Origin of the sequence: Labrenzia sp. THAF35 (genome assembly GCF_009363595.1) — a bacterium.
Classification (GTDB): domain Bacteria; phylum Pseudomonadota; class Alphaproteobacteria; order Rhizobiales; family Stappiaceae; genus Roseibium; species Roseibium algicola.
In genome coordinates this window covers 136,009-152,967 of record NZ_CP045382.1, presented here as the reverse complement: position 1 = coordinate 152,967, position 16,959 = coordinate 136,009, and the positions used below count along the sequence as shown (strand labels likewise).

At 55.5% G+C, this 16,959-nt stretch carries 12 protein-coding genes and 1 pseudogene; 8 read left to right on the top strand and 5 right to left on the bottom strand.

Annotated elements, in window-relative coordinates; translation table 11 throughout:
- The first annotated feature begins 37 nt into the window (after window positions 1–37).
- The 3 genes and pseudogenes from FIU93_RS30915 (at window position 38) to FIU93_RS30905 (ending at window position 4,689) form a co-directional block, all read left to right on the top strand.
- Window positions 38–2,983 (top strand): annotated as a pseudogene (locus tag FIU93_RS30915) (TrlF family AAA-like ATPase).
- A gap of 59 nt (window positions 2,984–3,042) precedes the next feature.
- A complete protein-coding gene (locus tag FIU93_RS30910) occupies window positions 3,043–3,897 on the top strand; it encodes a hypothetical protein (RefSeq protein WP_040450223.1) in 855 nt (284 codons plus the stop codon).
- A gap of 144 nt (window positions 3,898–4,041) precedes the next feature.
- Entirely contained in the window at window positions 4,042–4,689 is a 648-nt protein-coding gene (locus FIU93_RS30905; protein WP_040450225.1) for a hypothetical protein, read from the top strand.
- A gap of 408 nt (window positions 4,690–5,097) precedes the next feature.
- On the opposite strand, the gene FIU93_RS30900 is transcribed toward FIU93_RS30905, so the two are convergent.
- Window positions 5,098–6,204: an RHE_PE00001 family protein gene (locus tag FIU93_RS30900; protein WP_008188260.1), complete on the bottom strand. Its 1,107-nt coding sequence runs from the start codon at window positions 6,202–6,204 to the stop codon at window positions 5,098–5,100.
- 282 nt (window positions 6,205–6,486) lie between these two features.
- Between FIU93_RS30900 and FIU93_RS30895 the strand changes: the two genes are divergently transcribed.
- The gene (locus FIU93_RS30895) at window positions 6,487–7,410 is read left to right on the top strand and encodes a recombinase family protein (protein WP_040450227.1); all 924 of its coding nucleotides are present in this window, start codon (window positions 6,487–6,489) and stop codon (window positions 7,408–7,410) included.
- A gap of 52 nt (window positions 7,411–7,462) precedes the next feature.
- Here the strand turns inward: FIU93_RS30895 and repC are convergent, their stop codons facing one another.
- From repC to repA, 3 genes are all read right to left on the bottom strand, one after another.
- The gene (repC, locus tag FIU93_RS30890) at window positions 7,463–8,719 is read right to left on the bottom strand and encodes a plasmid replication protein RepC (RefSeq protein ID WP_040450228.1); all 1,257 of its coding nucleotides are present in this window, start codon (window positions 8,717–8,719) and stop codon (window positions 7,463–7,465) included.
- 218 nt (window positions 8,720–8,937) lie between these two features.
- Window positions 8,938–9,990 carry a plasmid partitioning protein RepB gene (repB, locus tag FIU93_RS30885; RefSeq protein WP_008188252.1) on the bottom strand — a complete coding sequence of 351 codons (1,053 nt, stop codon included), beginning with the start codon at window positions 9,988–9,990 and terminating at the stop codon, window positions 8,938–8,940.
- Complete coding sequence (gene repA / locus FIU93_RS30880; RefSeq protein ID WP_008188225.1) at window positions 9,987–11,210, bottom strand: plasmid partitioning protein RepA; 1,224 nt, start codon at window positions 11,208–11,210, stop codon at window positions 9,987–9,989. The genes repB and repA overlap by 4 nt, the downstream gene beginning before the upstream one ends.
- A gap of 1,737 nt (window positions 11,211–12,947) precedes the next feature.
- Between repA and FIU93_RS30875 the strand changes: the two genes are divergently transcribed.
- A complete protein-coding gene (locus FIU93_RS30875; protein WP_008188254.1) occupies window positions 12,948–13,394 on the top strand; it encodes a MucR family transcriptional regulator in 447 nt (148 codons plus the stop codon).
- A 118-nt stretch (window positions 13,395–13,512) separates the two neighbouring features.
- Here FIU93_RS30875 and FIU93_RS30870 read toward each other — a convergent pair whose 3' ends face one another.
- Window positions 13,513–14,535, bottom strand: a complete 1,023-nt coding sequence (locus FIU93_RS30870; RefSeq protein WP_008188378.1) for a GSU2403 family nucleotidyltransferase fold protein — start codon at window positions 14,533–14,535, stop codon at window positions 13,513–13,515.
- 779 nt (window positions 14,536–15,314) lie between these two features.
- Between FIU93_RS30870 and trbB the strand changes: the two genes are divergently transcribed.
- Genes trbB through FIU93_RS30855 form a run of 3 tightly spaced genes read left to right on the top strand, consistent with a single transcriptional unit; the run spans window position 15,315 to window position 16,957 of the window.
- Entirely contained in the window at window positions 15,315–16,319 is a 1,005-nt protein-coding gene (gene trbB, locus FIU93_RS30865) for a P-type conjugative transfer ATPase TrbB (protein WP_050775926.1), read from the top strand.
- Complete coding sequence (locus tag FIU93_RS30860; protein WP_040450230.1) at window positions 16,309–16,668, top strand: TrbC/VirB2 family protein; 360 nt, start codon at window positions 16,309–16,311, stop codon at window positions 16,666–16,668. The genes trbB and FIU93_RS30860 overlap by 11 nt, the downstream gene beginning before the upstream one ends.
- On the top strand, window positions 16,661–16,957 hold the full coding sequence (locus tag FIU93_RS30855) for a conjugal transfer protein TrbD (protein ID WP_040450232.1): 297 nt from the start codon (window positions 16,661–16,663) through the stop codon (window positions 16,955–16,957). Before FIU93_RS30860 ends, FIU93_RS30855 begins: the two co-directional genes overlap by 8 nt.
- The last annotated feature ends 2 nt before the right edge of the window (window positions 16,958–16,959 follow it).

Here is a 16,959-nt window from a genome sequence, read left to right as displayed (position 1 = left end):
TCAAGCAGACTATGCATGGGAGGGACGTTCATTGGACGTGGTGTCGAGAGGATCAGAGTGGCATCGATGGGAGCCGCATATTCATGCTCCGGGAACAGTCCTGAACGATCAGTACCCCGCGAATGGCTGGGACGACTATCTCTCGGCACTCGAGGCCGCCTCGCCATGCTTGCGCGCGATCGGAATTACCGACTACTGCGTGACCCGGTCATATGAGCGGGTTCTCGAACACAAGAAGAGCGGTCGACTCCCAGACTGCGACCTCCTTTTTCCCAACATCGAACTCCGTCTCAATACCGGCACGGTGAAGGGTCATTTCGTCAATATCCATCTTCTGGTCTGCCCCGACGACCCGAACCATATCGACGAGCTGAATCGATTCCTGGGCCGGCTCACATTCTCTGCGTTTGGAGACCAATTCGCTTGTACGCCGACCGATCTCATCCGGCTGGGTCGGCGCGCAGACCTAAACAAGACAGACGACGAGGACGCCCTCCAACACGGATGCACTCAGTTCAAGGTGTCCCTCGATAATCTGATGGAAGCGCACCGGATGGACTGGGCGAGCGAGAATATCGTCATCGCCGTGTCGGGAAATGCAGATGGGACGTCCGGTGTTAGGGAGGCGGCCGACGCCGTTCTCCGCGAAGAGATCGAAAAGGCTGCCCACGCGATCTTTGCCAGTAGTCTAAAACAGAGGGACTTTTGGCTTGGACACGGAAAGGCCACCGAAGAAGAACTACGTAATCGATATGGTGGCTGCAAACCCTGCATCTGGGGTTCGGACGCACATGATTTGGACCATGTGGCTCGACCGGCGGAAGACCGATTGTGTTGGATCAAGGGCGAGCCGAGTTTCGACGCACTGCGGCAGGCCTACTTGGACCCCGAACGAGCGTATGTCGCGCCAGACCCGCCATCTTGGGCCACGCCCTCACAGATCATCGACGAGGTCGTCATCTCGAACGCACCATGGGCGAAAACTCCGCACGTCGGTCTCAATCCCGGTTTGGTTGCCATCATCGGAGCCCGAGGGTCGGGAAAGACCGCATTAGCCGACATCATCGCGGCAGGTTGTGACTCCTACGAGCACAATTCCGAACGCCCGTCATTTCTTGACCGTGCAGCTGAACACCTCGGCGGAGCGGAAGTCACTCTTACCTGGGGAAACCGCGATCCGATGACACGGAGCCTCGATTCTCCGGTCAATTGGTCCTCAGACGCATATCCGCGGGCGCGCTACCTTTCGCAGCAGTTCGTTGAGCATCTGTGTTCCAACGAAGGCATGCCATCGCTGATTGCCGAAATCGAGCGGGTGATCTTCGAAGCCCATCCAACTCTGGAACGAGACGGGGCAGTAAACTTTCAGGAACTGCTAGAGCTGCACGCATGCGAGTTTCGCGACGCGCGCACTCGGGAAGAAGAGGCCCTGGCGAACTTGTCAGAGCAGATCGGCGTCGAGCTCAATAAGTCGCGCCAGGTCGCGACAATCAGAACGCAGGTCGATGAGAAGAAGAAGCTGATCGCCCGCTATCAGACAGATCGCAAGAATCTACTGCCGAAGGGCCCGAGCAAAATCGCCGAGAGGCTTCAGGACCTGATCAATGCCGCGGACAAGGTGCGCGGACACATCCGGTATTACGCAAACCAGCAATCGGCGATCACCAGCATCAAGGCGGAAGTTCAGGATCTGCGGCAGAACAAGGCCCCAGATACGCTGCGCTCAATGCGCGAACAACACCAGCGCGCCAAGTTAGAGGACGCTGATTGGAAACGGTTCCTTCTGACTTACACCGGGGACGTTGATGGGGTCGTGACGGATAAGGCGAAACAGGCCGCAAAGAGCATGGAAGGGTGGCGCGGCACGACCCCGAGTGTGGCGGTCGACGAGTCTGGGTCTTTTCTCCGTCCAAGTGATGATCCCGAGAAGATGCCGTTGGCTACACTCGAAGCCGAAATTGCGCGGATCGAAAAGATCGTCGCTGCAGATAAAGAAACCGCAAAAAAGCTCGCCGCTGTGAGCAAGCGGATCGCAGACGAAAACACCGTTCTCCAGAGCCTCGAGGAAAAGCTCAAGGACTTCATTGGTGCGCGAGACAGGGCGATCTCATTGGTGGCGGAACGTGAGGCAGGATATATCCGCGTTTTCGACGCCGTGGTTGCCGAAGAACGCGTCCTCAACGAGCTCTACGCTCCGTTGATGGTGAAACTGCAGAAGGCAGGCGGCACGCTCGCCAAACTTTCATTCTCGGTCAGCCGTGTCGTTAACGTCGCGGCCTGGGCCAAGCGGGGAGAAAAGGACCTTTTTGACCTGCGTGGGGGTCCATTCAAAGGCATTGGCTCTCTTGAACGTTAAGCAAACGAAATGCTTGGAACGGCCTGGGCGAGAGGTGACTCGGCCGCGGTATCAGAAGCGATGCAGGCCTTTCGCGACAAGTTTCAGGAAACGCTTCTTGCGAACGCGCCAGTCGAGAAGTCGGATCAGGCCAACTACCGACCATGGTCGAAGCGGTTCGCCCAATGGCTGTACAGCACGGATCATATCTCTATCGAATACGGCATTCGGTATGACGGGATTGACCTGAGGAAGCTCTCACCGGGCACGCGGGGGATCGTTCTGGTGCTCCTGTATCTTGCGCTCGATGACTCCGAAGATTGCCCATTGGTTATAGATCAGCCCGAAGAGAACCTAGACCCGAAATCCATCTATGATGAGCTCGTGCCCTTGTTTGTGGCTGCAAAACGCAGGCGCCAGGTAATCATGGTCACCCACAACGCTAACCTGGTCATCAACACCGACGCGGACCAGATCATCATCGCCGAGGTCGGAACCCATGATGGCACCGGCTTACCTTCGATCGCGTACCAGGCGGGCGGCCTCGAGGAGGCTGAGATCAGACGGATGGCTTGTGAGATTCTCGAGGGTGGAGAACGCGCATTTCAGGATCGTGCGCGCCGGCTAAGGATCGCTCTGCGTCGTTAGTCGCGTACCGATTTGGTCGAAGTGGCAGGGTTTGGGAAGTCGGAAACTGGTGGAACCACATGGGAAGGAAGATCACCCGCAGGAATCTGAAGAATGGGCTTTTCGCCTTCATCGACCTTCTCGGATTCTCTGATCGAGTGCAGCGGATTGAAACAGAAGAGGATCTGCGGAAACTCGACGACGATGTCGTTTTCGTTCAGGGCGAATTTGAGCACAAATCTTCGGACTACTTTGTCCGCGAGTCTCAAAAAATCGTGGGCAAGCGGGTTCTAGCATTTTCGGATTGTGTCGCCATATCTGTACCGCTGCGCTCCGATCTGACCAAATTGCAGGGCACGTTTGACGTCTTGATGAGCGAGCTGACAAGCTTTGCTATCGCGCAAGGCGATTGCGTTCAGCGCGGCATTTTCCTTCGTGGGGGAGTCGATCTCGGGTACTGGTTTCATCGCAAAGACACCCTGATCAGCCCAGCGATGGTGAACGCATACAGACTTGAGCACGATGCATGTGTTCCCATGATCGCGATCACACCCGCACTGCGAAAATACCTCGCCCAGCACCCTGATCGCACCTATTACAGCGACGATATTGAGCCCTTTGCGAAGACGCTCAAGCAGCATCGCAAGCTACCAAACGGGCAGACTCACTGGTTCATTAATTATCTACGTATCTGCCTTGAATCGGTTGAACCCGCCATCGTTGGAGAAGATCGGGATCGCATGCGGACCGAAGCTTGGCAGTCGGCGTGCCACGAGTGGGCTTTGAACCACGGTCGGGTTATTGCCAAAGCACGCGCAAATGCCACCACTCCCAGCGTACGTCTGAAATACGAATGGCTCGCCAAGTATCACAACGCTGAGATCAAACGCTTCTTCAGCAAGAGGGCCAAGCCACTATTGATCGCGCTGTCATAGCCCGGCTGCTCTAGGCCTTTGGGTCAACGGGCGTTTCCTCAATCACGATTTTTCGCCGTTACCGCAGGCCGGGTTTGATCGCCTATGATAATTCTGTTCACCGGTACCCTTCTTGTGCCGGCAATCGACTGAACTGGAAAAGCTGTGTTTGCGTATGCCGATGAGACCGGAAATTCCGGCCGAAACATTTTTGATAGAAACGAGTATTTTCGCCTCGGTGCCGTCTTGTCGGTGGGCGACATAGCGCCATCGATAGCAATGGTCCTGGCCCCTATTCTCGAGGAAAAGAGTGTTGATCGGATTCATGCGCATGAATGGCCCGAAACCGAAGTGGCCATGGTAGGACAGGCAATTATAGACGCCCTTGATCAGTCCGGACCGTGGACGTTCAACCTCACCGAAATACACAAGCCGTATATGGCTCCGACCAAGTTCGTGGACGTCATCTTCGATGCGGGTGAAAACAAGGCCGTTCCGGGCGAATGGTATTGGGACGAACTGAATCGTCATGTGCTTTGCCTGACAATTGACGATGCAATGTCCAGAGACGCGGCGGAACTGTTCTGGTCTTCCTACTTGAGCGACGACTTCGATGGCATAACTCGCTGTCTTGACTATATCGACAAAGGGCTTCGGATGGCCGAGTGCGCAACGGCCATCCGGCACGTAATTAGGGAAGCGTTTGGATTTGCCAGGCAGAAACCGGCTGAGTTCACGCTGTCACACACTCAAAAGAAGAAGGGATATCAGGCCAGTTCTCCAAATGTCGTTGCCTTCACCCAGTTGTTTTAGGCAATCCATGAATTCGCAGCCAAGCACAATAGCCTGCCCGAGAGGCTTATCCATGACCAGCAAGACGAATTTCGAACGGCGCTCGCAGAGACATACCGGCACTTCGGAAATATCATCTGGCAGGATTCGCTTGACGGCAGCTTCCCGGAGATTTCGCTTGCCGACTACGATCTGGCCCAATTCGAAATGCCGTCTTCAAAAGACAACGCCGGACTTCAAGCAACTGACGTGCTGCTTTGGGCTTCCCAACGCGAGGCGAGAACTTCCTCATTGTCGGCCTTGAAGGCCCGCCTAAAGGACAAGACACTCGACTATCGGGTGTCCCGAAGAATGTCCGAACTGATCGTGTACGTTCACCTTCTGCGGCATGAGCGACAACGTTCCCGGGGACAGCCCCGAGACTAGCGGCTAGAAGATACCCCATGCACGATACCGCCCCCTCCCCGTCATCTCGCGCACACCGAGCTCTCCGACAAGGTTCAATGCTCCGCGCGGCGTGACTTTCGCAGCTTTCGCGATCATGTGCGCCGATACGATCGGCCGTGAAAGTATGAGCTCGATCGCAGCCGGCAGGCTGCTGTTTGATCTCCTGCCAACAACGCGCCGCTCAAGTTGACGCTTCGCGAGCGTCAGCCGATCAATATCCTTCATCCCAGCGACAGCAGCCGCTCTCATTGCATCGAGAAAGGCGATCAGCCTGGTTGTCCGGTCCCGAGCACGTCGCCGCTCACGCGGCATCTCTCGCAGACCCACTGAAAAGGCCAGAAGGTGTGACCGGACCTTTTCGCGTGATCTGAGGAAATCCGAAACAAGGACCTGCCCAAGCCAGTGCTGCCGCTGAAGCGGTTCGAGCTGATCCCATGCGTCCCAAAGAACCGCCGCGGCCAGGGTCGCCGGAAGCGCTTCAACCTTTCTGACCAACTCGAGCCATTCAGAGATCCGTTCAGATTCGTCCCAATCAGGATCCCTGATGACCAACTCGCCCACAATGAGGTCTGGTTGCCGGGTTCTGGTAGATCCGGGGGGAACGGCTTCCACCAGCCAGCTGGTTTCCGCAAGCACCTCGTCGAACTCTGCCAATTCCGGAGGAAGCGCATCGTGCTCGTCCGTTTCGAGATCCCTCCCCTCCCCTCTCCTCTGACGTTTTCTGGGAAGTTCATCCTCCTGTTCGGCAATCCCCGCAAAGGCAATGATCCCAGCCCGCGAGATCGCCCAACCCGGATTGTTTCTCATCGCCCGTCGTCTCGCCCGGACGATCCGGTGCGCAATGACAAGCTCGTGGCTTGGTGCGCGAACGTCCATCTTGGCGTCGTGCAGAACCAAGTCTTCCAGATGGACAAGTTCGCCGGCCACCCACATGTTGGAGACGGCCTCGAAGAAATCAGCCCGCTCTGCAAAGCCTTGTCCGACCTCAGATCGGGCAACACGCTCATCAAGCCGTGCGAGTGCATCTTCAGCCGCCGATATCGGCTTCAAGAGAGCCTCGAGGCTCAACTTTCCAATTTCATAAGGCATTGTTTTTTCATGTCTTACGCATTTATGAGGAAGCTACCACGAATTTAACTTCCGTCATAGACTGCCCCGTAAACTCGCGTTCGCCGATATGCAGTCTGAGGCCTTCTGAATTGAACAAATGCCCGGCAATCCGCGCTCAGGTCGACGAGAGGGTCCGGTTTTCCTGGGGTTTTGACGGTTCGGGTCGTGGAAAAGGCACTCAGGAGACGTTTACAAACGATCGGTTATCCATATCTTCTTTATTTGGAAAACCACTCTCAACACGGCTCTCAGGCGTCCCAAATGGCCAAATCGGCGCTCAATCGCACTTCTCGTCGGCCTGAGGGACGGCTTATCGGCTATGCGCGCGTCTCCACGGACGAGCAGGCGACAGAAGCACAGCAGCTGGAACTGCGATCTGCCGGCTGCGAGACAATTGTGGAGGAATACGGCTCCGGCGCTTCACGCGCTCGCCCTGCCCTTGCCAGACTGGTTCGGGAGATAGGTACAGGTGAAACATTGGTCGTTGTCCGACTTGATCGCCTCGCCCGTTCGGTGGCCCATCTGTTGGAAGTTATCGACGAACTCAATGCAAAGGGAGCGCATTTCCGCTCACTCAGCGACCCGATCGACACATCGACCCCGCAGGGCATGTTTTCCCTTCAGGTTCTGGGTGCTGTTGCTCAGCTTGAACGCGCCTTGATCTCCGAGCGCACCAAGGCCGGCATCAAGGCTGCAAAGGCCAAGGGGAAGTTGCCCGGCAATCCAGGAATTCGAGAGCGCAGGCCTGAAGCGCTGGCCAAGATGACGGCCGCTCAAAAGGCAGCCTATGGCGCACGCATTCAGGCGACTGCCAGTCAATGGCTTCCTATTGTCCGGCGCATGCGTCCGGATCACACCTGGGACGATATCGCACGGTTTCTGAAAAGCCGCGGGCACGACTGGACGCCCGAGCGGCTGCGGCGCGCGGTGAAGTGGATGGTTTCCGAGGGAATGGCGGACAAGGAATTGCTGAGGAAATCGCCTCCACGCCCGCCGGAAGACCGATTGATGACCCTGGTCGCCGGCATCCACTCGTCGAACCCGGAGCTGACATTGCGAGAGATTGCCGGTCAGCTCGAGCGGCTGCACGAGCGAACGCCCCGCGGTGGGACAAAATGGTCGCCGTCTTCCGTCAAGAACCTCATCGACCGGGCAAAGCGGACTGGTTTGCTCGAAGCAGTTTGAGTCCCAAATCGGAACTCTGGCGCAAATTGCCCGCCCAGACCTCACCATGGTCTCACACCAGCCCATGCAGGGATTTGTGGAGGTGGAGTTTGCCCTCCCCAGCCCTGTCGATCATAGCGCGGAAATATCCGCCGGGCGAGGCAATGTGCTCCGGATCCCGCAGCGCCTTTTCGGCGACAACCGCAAGGCAGGCCGCGGCCAGATATCTGCCTTGCCGCTCGACAGCGAGCTGATATCCGGACGGACTGAGGCCGATCAGCATGCGCAACTGCTCAGCAGCTCCACAAAGAGCCGGCCAACTGCTCAGACCGACCCCCAATTCTGCCTGTACCGATGAACATGCCGACTGAATGAGCCCTATGGAAACACCATCCAGGTTGGTTTCGGGAAACTTGCCTCCGCCTCCCCTTCCCACTTGTGATTTCGGCCGTTGTGTTTCCGTGCGCCCGCCGCAAGGCTCTTTTTCAAGAGCCATATCAACGGCGAAGCCGTTGTCAGAAGGAAATTTAGTGTATTGCTCGTTAGAGCAAGTCGGCTGAGAATTACTTCCAAGAGAGTCGGTTGGGGTTGTAATAAATAAGGGGCTGACATCAATGTCACCCGCGCATGACATTTTATCCTTATTTTTCAACGAATGTGCTTCATGGAGAGCCAGGACCTGCGCATAGAGCGATTCCAGAAGTGCCGCCTTCTCCGCCACATTCAATTCGTCCCGGATCACAATCGCCTGGGCTCGGGCAGCAAACCCGTGAAATTCTACGGGCTCCAGTTCGGCCATGTCGGCGATCGCCCGTGAAAACCGTGTAACAGCCCGCCTGGCTTCCTGCTCGGCCTTGATACGGCGCTGGAATGCATCCGCCTGAACCTTGAAGGCCTCCAGATTGAAGCACGCAGGGCTAAAGTCCAGACCGTAGGCCTGCTCCAGAGCCCCTTCTGAACCGCGATAGACATAGCGTCGCCCGGTCGGACTGTCCCGATAGGCAAGCACTCCGGCTTCGACGAGTTTCTTCAGGCAGCGCGTGACAGTGCGCGTGGTGCGCCGAGTGTATTCGGCAAGACGCTGATTTGAGATCGCCACTACCGGCCGCTTTCCGGCCTGGAAATCGTCGGGCTGCACAAGACCCAAGAGAATATCCAGGACATGATAAGCCGTGCCATCGATACCAAGCGCCGGCGCAACGCGTTTCAGAACCAGGGAGATTTCCTTTTTGGTGACCTTCGGCCGGTCTTCCTGGGACGCCAGATGCGCGCTCGCAAGAATCCCGGCAGACACCTTGCGAAAACTCGCAATCTGCTGAGTCGAAGACATAAGTCCTCCTTTGCCGGAAGCGCATAAACGCGACCGAGCACTGAATTTTCAGATGCGAGACAAGCTGGAAGACGCAAGAAATCGTGCTCGGCTGCGAGACAGAACTTGCGTTGCGCTGCGAGTGATTCTAGAATCAGAGCTGCTAGACTGAGATCATAGGCACTCGTGCTTATCTCAACGAGGACCCGCCCACGTGGCGGGTTCTTTGCTTCATGCTTTTATTTGCTCGCTTGTTTCCCTTCGCCTTTTTTGAACTCTTCAATCAACGCCGTCATCTTGTCTGCGACAAACTGAGCAAAAGCCGGCTCTTTCTTCGCATCTAGGAAGATTTTGACAGCGTTGCTGGATTGCTCCATCGTTCCGAACGAGCGACCTTCGTTCTCCAATCGAGACTTTTCAGCTCTGGATTTCGTCGTCCTGAACTTGTCTGCTTTTTCAGCTGTCCGATAAGCCAGTTCGAAACGCTTGTTGGAGTCAGCCCCTTTCCACACTGCGCTTTCGGGTAGAGCACGCACCGCTTCGAGAATCGAAGACTTCTTTGCACCTCGATCAGCGAGACTCGCAAAAGCCTCCCAACGATTTCGGCCGATCTTGGGGGCAGGTCCAATCAAACGAAAGATATCAGCTGGCACCAAAGCGACGATTGCAGACATTTTCGAAATCGTTGTGTCAGAGGCAACTCCAACAGACTTGGCTACAAGCTTACGCGTGAAACCGGCTTCCAAAAGGGCGACTGCGTATACCGCCTGCTCAATGAAGGACAGGTTCTTTCGTTCATTATTTTCAAGACCTTGAGCAATGACAAGCTCTTCGTCAGAAAGTTCTTGAACGTAAGCTTTCACCTTTTGCCCAAGAACCATGCAAGCACGATTGCGCCGCGCTCCATACGCCAGTTGGTACTGACCATTTTCTGCCGGATGTGGACGGACAAGGATGGGGAGTCGTTGGCCTTCTTCCTTAATGGAAGTCACCAGGCTTTGAAAATCCGGGTCATCGTCGGTCCATTCAAGACGGTCTTGAATGATGGAAGCCCGCACGGTGACGGGGTCGAGTTCAACGGTTTGGGATTTTTCAAGCTCGGCTTTCAGCCGCAGGTTTTCTTCTTCGATGCTTGCAAAACTCGCCTGCAGTGCTTTCGTCGGAGCAGTCGTCATGGGCCGACTCGTAGTCTTGTCCGATTTCTCGACTTCAGCTTGTTTGGCAAGTTCGTTCGGGTCTACGGCACCAAACATGCCGGCAAGGCGTTTCGCCCGGTTGGATGCTTTGTTCATGAGCGTCCCCAGACTTTCAGGATCTCTTGGAAGATCTCAGTGTTGGCAGCATTTACGGATTCTATGGCGCGATTGTACGTGTCGCGTCCGACAGACCCTTTTTCGAGTTCGTACAACGTTTTGTTTTCCAGACCGGCATTTGTGATCGCAGTGGTCTCTACAACTGCAGCAGTCAAGACGCTTTCTCCAAAGAGAGACCGAAGCATCGCTGCAATATTCACCTGTGGAACATCGTGGGGAATATGTCTGGTCAAAAGAAACCGCATGAACTCATGATCGACAGGCGCACCAAAGTGAGCCATTTGTTCCAGCATTTCGTCCATCATGTACAAAAACTGGTTCATACTTGCGACGTCGATCATCGCGGACTGTACAGGGATAATTAGCCCGGTAGCGGCAAATACAGCGTTTAATGTCAGATACGACAATTGCGGTGGCGCATCGATTACGACTACATCGTAACGATCCTCCACGCTTCTCAGTGCAGTCGCCAACCGGCGAATAAAGTATTCGTCTCCCACGTATTTGTTGCTGATGATGGCGGCTGGCGTTTCGTAATCGAAATACTGCAGCTCGCTCTGGCCTGGAACAAGATCCAGGCCCGCAAAGTAGGTCGGTCGAATTACCTCCGGAAGTGGCCGACGTTCATCATCGTAACGCAGAACGCCAAACACCGTTTCGTTGTCGCCTACTTCCAAGACCGGCTGAACACCCAGCATCTCCGTCAGACTTGCTTGTGTATCAAGGTCGATTGCGAGAACGCGGAGGCCTTGCAACGCGAGAAACTGAGCCAAGTGCAAAGCAGTCGTCGTTTTCGCGCAGCCACCTTTGAAATTGGAGATCGCGACAATTTGCATTCCGTCATCTTTACGACGACGCGGATCAAACTGTAGGGACTGTCCGGGACGCTTTTCGGCCAGGAACGATCGAAGTTCATTGATCTGATCGAGTGTGTACATGCGCCGGTTCCCATCAGACCGCGCCGGTTGCGGACCTTCATTGTCGAGCGACATTTGCCGCAAGGTTGCGGGCGCGATGCCAATCAGGTCCGAAACTTCAGATGAGGAAAACGATCGCAAGTGCTTACGCGACTCCGGAGGATAATTCTGTTGCCAGTTGTTTTTGATTTGCTGGCTCAATAGTGACGAAAAACGCGCAATTTTTCCCCTTGTTGAGTTGGGGTCCAGTTCCTTGTCAGAAATTGCGGCTTCTTCTGTCATTATCCACTCCGACGCAAAAATTTGAAAAACACGGAAATAAGCGTCAGAGCGAACTAAGGGCGAATTAGTGATTCCTGTCAATGGCTTTTTAGTTAACGCCCGTTAACTTTTCCACCGTCGACACGATATCGTGTGCCTAGAGAAAATGGACCACACTAGTACTTGCAGGCAGACTCTGCTCATGGTGCATTTGTTCAGAAGCGCAGGGCGAGCTAAACAAGGATGTACGCCTCATAATATTCGAATCAGATCAGCGAAGACCCGAATGTATCCTGAGATCAGGCGTTCGGCGTCTAAGTTTTGATGCGCGGAGACCGCGTTGCGTCCTGTGTTTTTTGATAGCTATGACTCGGTTTCGTATTCCCTTTCGCCCACTCACGCACGGCAGTCAGATTGACGCCCAGTGTATCCACCACCGTTTTCATGACAAATGTCCACCTTGAAACTCCATAAAAAGTAGAGGTCTTTTATTAGATCGCCGCATTCGGGGTCTAATTCTAAAATGTCTTCTTGCCGAACTGACACTCAAGTTCTCGAGTGAGGTCTCTCGGCGCAATGTTATTGCGCTAGGAGACCTCAGAAAAGCTCTCTCCATCTTAAAGCTTGTTGCCTACGAATTGCGGCGTGAACGAAGAAGACCAACATCGGCGACAACTCTGAATGACAAGTTCTATTCAGACATAAGCCGCGCTCACGGCTACCTGTAGACCCATTCGTCAAACAATTGTGTTAGGTCGAAATGCATTTCTTTTAAGACAGGTCGGGCAAAGCAATTCCAGAAGGTGGCGCCACGAGATTTTAACAACCCTTCTTTCCAAAAGGTTCGTACTGACATCGTTCATCGTATGAATTTACCAGCACTGCGTCGTGCCAAATTGTTGTGAGACAATTCGACCAATTGGATTTCCAAGCCCCCCTCCTCTCCGCTAGGCAACATCCAACCTCCAGCCCCGGATCAACGATTTGAAGTTCCCATGTTGGATGACCAGAAATTGATTTCCAACCCACGCCAAATCGGCATTTGGACGCAGCTTGGCGACCAAGAGCTCGGTTCCGTCTACGAGACCAGACTCTGCATTATCGGCAACACAGAACGCAATCATCTCAAACACCGCAGATGAAGTTCCGTCTGCGATGTAATGGAATCCGCAAACCTGTTGACTTGATACGTTTCTGAACACCTAGTTCCGAGTGGAGTGTCAGATGACACGGGGTCAAGCAATTGTTTTTTCGATGTTTTTTTTCCGAGACGTCATTCCTTCCAATCGAATGCGAACAATTCTTGAACTCCCCTCCCCCGATTTGCGGCCACGAGAACAATTGAATCCCGCGGTGAAAACATCGTCTCCCTTTTCCTACCAAAGAAGTATTGAGGTCCCACTGGGCAATCCCATCAAAAAATACAACAGGACCGTAAACGCTAGCGAATGATTGCTACGGCGATTTTGAACCGCCCAGACAGCTGATGCTAAATGGCAACCGTCGAGCACTAAGGTAGGAAGTGACCGGCCGGAAGATGCCGACCGTAAGATATATTCATTACGAGGGCAGGGGTCTCCAACCTAAAGAAGTGAACATCAGGTTCGGATGGCCGAAAAGCTCGATCGCGGTGTGCTCAAGAGCAATGGTGAACGTAAAGCGACCACTGGCTGTCCGAAGCGATGATTTTACTCCACAGGGGAACAAGTTTAGAACCAGCGCACACCCAGCTCCCAGTATCGACCTGCAAGGAACCCAATGTCTGAGGCCCCCGAATACAACACAACTATTGAGCCAGTATATGTTGATCTGACTGCGGATATCGTTTCCGCATATGTGAGCAACAAGATTGCTTCGGGTGATCTGGCAACTTTGATAGCGACGGTTCATTCGGCTCTCGTTTCGGCCGCACAAACGGTACAGGAACCAGCCGTTGAAGAACTTGTCCCGGCTGTACCGGTCAAAAAGTCCATCCTGGGCGACTACATCATCTGTCTCGAGGACGGCAAAAAATTCAAATCGCTGAAGCGCCACCTGCGCACGCATTTCGACATGACGCCGGAAGACTACCGGGCCAAGTGGAACCTGCCTGTGGACTACCCGATGGTCGCCCCGAACTACGCCGCGGCGCGGTCGGATCTCGCCAGGAAAATGGGGCTGGGTCGGAAACAGGGTCGCAGGAGCAAGTCGGCGAGCAAGAGCTAGTTTTTGTCTCGCCTGGACAGGACCCAGCCGGAGCTGAACCTCCGGTGCGCGGGGCACAATTCGATCACTCTGAAGCATGTGCCTGCAGCGACCGGTTCCCTGCCGGCAAGTCCGCCGGTCAAGAAAGCTGATCGAGCAAGGCCGAAGTCGCCGGCATGCGTTTCAGGCTTGCCGTAATGCGCTTGCGCCATTCCGGACCGGTTTCCAATGCGGTCTGGTAGGCTTCGGCAAGGTCGTCCGGCCTTGTCTCCGTCAATACCTCGATCAGAAATGCCGCCTGGGCCCGGTCTTTATGCGCCTTGAGTGCATCCGCTCCTCCTTGCCTCCGGTCGGCGACGATGAGCTTGTGCACCGCATAGCGCTCCGGGCGCGGGATCTGCACCAGCACGCCTGAGCGATAGAGAAAGGGAACACTGATCGGATCGGCAATCAGGTAATTGAGAAAATGCAGACTTTGCGCACTGACACCAAGGGCGGCAAGATCGCGGATGGCCTCATCCTCTTCGAAGGACGGTGTCAGAAACTCGACCAGGGTCTGGCGATGTGTTTGCCGCCAGCGCCAGGTCTTGCCACTTTCGATCGCAGGCACGGGATCGAACTGAAGCTCGGAAAAGACCTCTGCAAGGGGAGGGTCGACTGTGTCCGCGAGGGCGAGTGACAACCGCTCGAAAGTTGCAATGTCGATGTCATCCGTCGTGGCCGACTGGTCGAAGCCGATCCGGATGCCGAGCTCGCCTTCATAACAGCGGAAGGCCTGCGTACCGACGATCGTTCCACCGAGCCGAAAGACGCCGGCTTTGGCCATGGCCGAAACCACCTGGCCGGATCCGACATCGGCGAACAGATAGCCTTCCGCCCGCAGCACCCGCATCAGTCTTGCCCGATCCCGTTCGGCAAGTTTCGCCGCCCTGGCGATCTCCGATTGCCGCTCCAGGCGGCTCCGAAGTTCCGGCGTGTCTTCGCCAATATACCGGTCGATGGTTTTCCGCCCGACGCGGAAGTGGTCGTACCAATAGGTCTTGGAGCCGACCTCCTTCGACCGTGGCGCGCCGCGCAGCTCCGACACTTCGCTGTCACGTAGGGACCGTCGCAAGTCCGTCCAGGCGGCTGTGCCGATTGCGCTGTGATAGTCGATGGTCACACGTTACCCCACATACTTTTTCTCGTGGGGTAAGAATAGCATATTTGCTATCCCACAGAAATTTTTTTGTGGGGTACAAAAGGAGCAAGATCTCGGCACCTTCCGAACCGCCTTGTCCTTTGTGTGGAACTCCCACGCGCAACCAAGGAGCAGCTGCTTCAAAAAAATAGCGCGCCCGTGTTGAGCCTTGGGAGGAAGACACTTGGGCGCGCCTGGAAAGGTGTGCACGTGACGCTGGGTCACCTTGCCCTTTTAGCCGCGTTCAATAAAAAGATCCATTCGCACAATTGCAGAGTTTTTCCGGGGGTGACACATCGTGGTCGATCAAGCCACGTGCATTGAACCTTTCTGTAGGCGCAGAGATGCGCCTGATTTTTTGACACGGCTGATAGGTCCAGGTTTGGCCCCAGCCATAAGGATCTGCGATCACGAAGCTTCGAAACGTCCAATATCTCTTTAGCTAAGACCTAGATTAAAGGTCGGCGACGTAGCCTCATTAGATTGTTATATTTGCCAATTCATACAACTCTCCTTAGGTGTGGAAAACTTTTTCTCAACCTTGCGATGACACTTCGTTCTGTGTTGGGTTGCGCCCTCTCGCAAGGCAATCAACCACTGATTGCTGTAGCCGCATCTTATTGTTCTCAAATATAAAAGGACGCTCCGAATGACCTCCGGAGAGCCTGGGCACTCACCCGTGCCCGGTCCGATAAATGCTGTCTCGGCGAGGCCGCGCCATCCCCTGAACATCTCAGCTTTCACCGGTAGGGGAGGGGACCTTGAGGAACGGTGAAAGCCGCCGCCGACTTATCGCCGGATTAGAGGATTCGCTTGGGCGAACAATCTTGTCGGCGTTGTCGGACGAGGCCGTCGTTGAGATCATGCTCAACCCGGACGGACAGCTGTTCATCGAGAGCGTCGGTAAAGGCATGGTGCTCTCCGGCGAAATAACGCCCCATGACGCCCAGATCATCATGGGCAAGGTCGCACATGCGCTCGGCACGGAAATCACCTCTGACAAGCCGATTATTTCCGGTGAGCTGCCAATAGGCGGTCATCGTTTTGAGGGCCTGTTGCCACCCATCGTTTCCAAGCCGTCCTTCACGATCCGCAAGAAGGCATCGCTGCTCATCCCGCTTTCCAAGTATGTCAATGATGGCGTGATGACGGACGGCCAGGCCACCGTGATCCGTGATGCGGTTGCCGGCCGGAAAAACATTCTGGTTTCGGGCGGTACCGGCACCGGCAAAACGACCCTGACAAACGCGATCATTGCCGAAATGGTTTCGGTCGCTCCGGATCACCGCCTCGTCATTCTGGAAGATACCGCGGAAATCCAGTGTGCGGCCAGGAATGCCGTGATCCTGCACACGTCCGACACCGTGGACATGCAGCGGCTCCTGAAATCGACCATGCGCTTGCGCCCCGACAGGATCATTGTCGGCGAAGTGCGCGATGGCGCGGCGCTGACGCTGCTCAAGGCATGGAACACGGGTCACCCGGGCGGCATCGCCACGGTTCACTCCGACAACGCCTTCACCGCACTGACGCGCCTTGAGCAGTTGATCGCGGAAGTCTCTCAGCAGCCGATGCCCCACGTCATCGCAGAAGCGGTTGACCTCATCGTTTCGATCGAGCGCTCCGCCGAACACGGTCGCATCGTTCGGGGCATCGTGACTGTATCCGGCTTTCGGGACGGCACCTATGACGTCCGTTCAGCAGTCGCATCTCAGTTCCTCAACAAAAATTCCCACGACAGACAAGGGACTCTTCATGTCGCGTAATTTTGTGATTTTTCTAGGCTTGGCCGGGGCCGGACTTTTTTTCATCGAACCAGCCTTCGCCTCCGGCGGCGGCTCGCTTCCCTGGGAAGGCCCGCTTCAGCAGATCCAGGCGTCTATCAACGGTCCTGTCGCTGGCGCTGTTGGCCTGATCGCGGTGGCGATTGCAGGCGCTATGCTGATTTTCGGGGGCGAGCTCAACGACTTCGCACGCCGCATGGCCTACGTGGTTCTCGTCCTCGGGATCCTGCTCGGCGCGTCCACGATCGTCGGCCTGTTCGGTTCTGCCGGTGCCTCCATCGGCATCGCTCCCGCAGTGGAAGCAGCAACCGTGGAACCGGCTCATGGCTGACGCGCCGGGCCTCAACAGAGCACGGATCCACCGCGCTCTTTCACGCCCGACACTGTTGTTCGGGGCAGACCGGGAGTTGGTGCTCGTGACCGGTCTTGCCTCGGTCATTCTGATTTTCGTGATCCTGAAGCCCTATGCCGCTGTGCTCGGCGTGGCGATCTGGATCGTGGTCGTTGGCGTGCTGCGGATGATGGCAAAGGTGGACCCTCTGATGCGCGCTGTCTATCTGCGGCACGTCAAATACTGCACCTACTACCGACCGACATCCACGCCCTGGCGGAAATACTGAAC

What these genes read in the sequence shown, in the direction of transcription:
- FIU93_RS30910 (WP_040450223.1), top strand. Translation starts at nt 3,043, where the DNA reads ATGGGAAGGAAGATCACCCGCAGGAATCTGAAGAATGGGCTTTTCGCC.
- repA (WP_008188225.1), bottom strand. Translation starts at nt 11,210, where the DNA reads ATGACAGAAGAAGCCGCAATTTCTGACAAGGAACTGGACCCCAACTCA.
- FIU93_RS30860 (WP_040450230.1), top strand. Translation starts at nt 16,309, where the DNA reads ATGTCGCGTAATTTTGTGATTTTTCTAGGCTTGGCCGGGGCCGGACTT.
- FIU93_RS30900 (WP_008188260.1), bottom strand. Translation starts at nt 6,204, where the DNA reads ATGCCTTATGAAATTGGAAAGTTGAGCCTCGAGGCTCTCTTGAAGCCG.
- FIU93_RS30855 (WP_040450232.1), top strand. Translation starts at nt 16,661, where the DNA reads ATGGCTGACGCGCCGGGCCTCAACAGAGCACGGATCCACCGCGCTCTT.
- FIU93_RS30895 (WP_040450227.1), top strand. Translation starts at nt 6,487, where the DNA reads ATGGCCAAATCGGCGCTCAATCGCACTTCTCGTCGGCCTGAGGGACGG.
- repC (WP_040450228.1), bottom strand. Translation starts at nt 8,719, where the DNA reads ATGTCTTCGACTCAGCAGATTGCGAGTTTTCGCAAGGTGTCTGCCGGG.
- repB (WP_008188252.1), bottom strand. Translation starts at nt 9,990, where the DNA reads ATGAACAAAGCATCCAACCGGGCGAAACGCCTTGCCGGCATGTTTGGT.
- FIU93_RS30875 (WP_008188254.1), top strand. Translation starts at nt 12,948, where the DNA reads ATGTCTGAGGCCCCCGAATACAACACAACTATTGAGCCAGTATATGTT.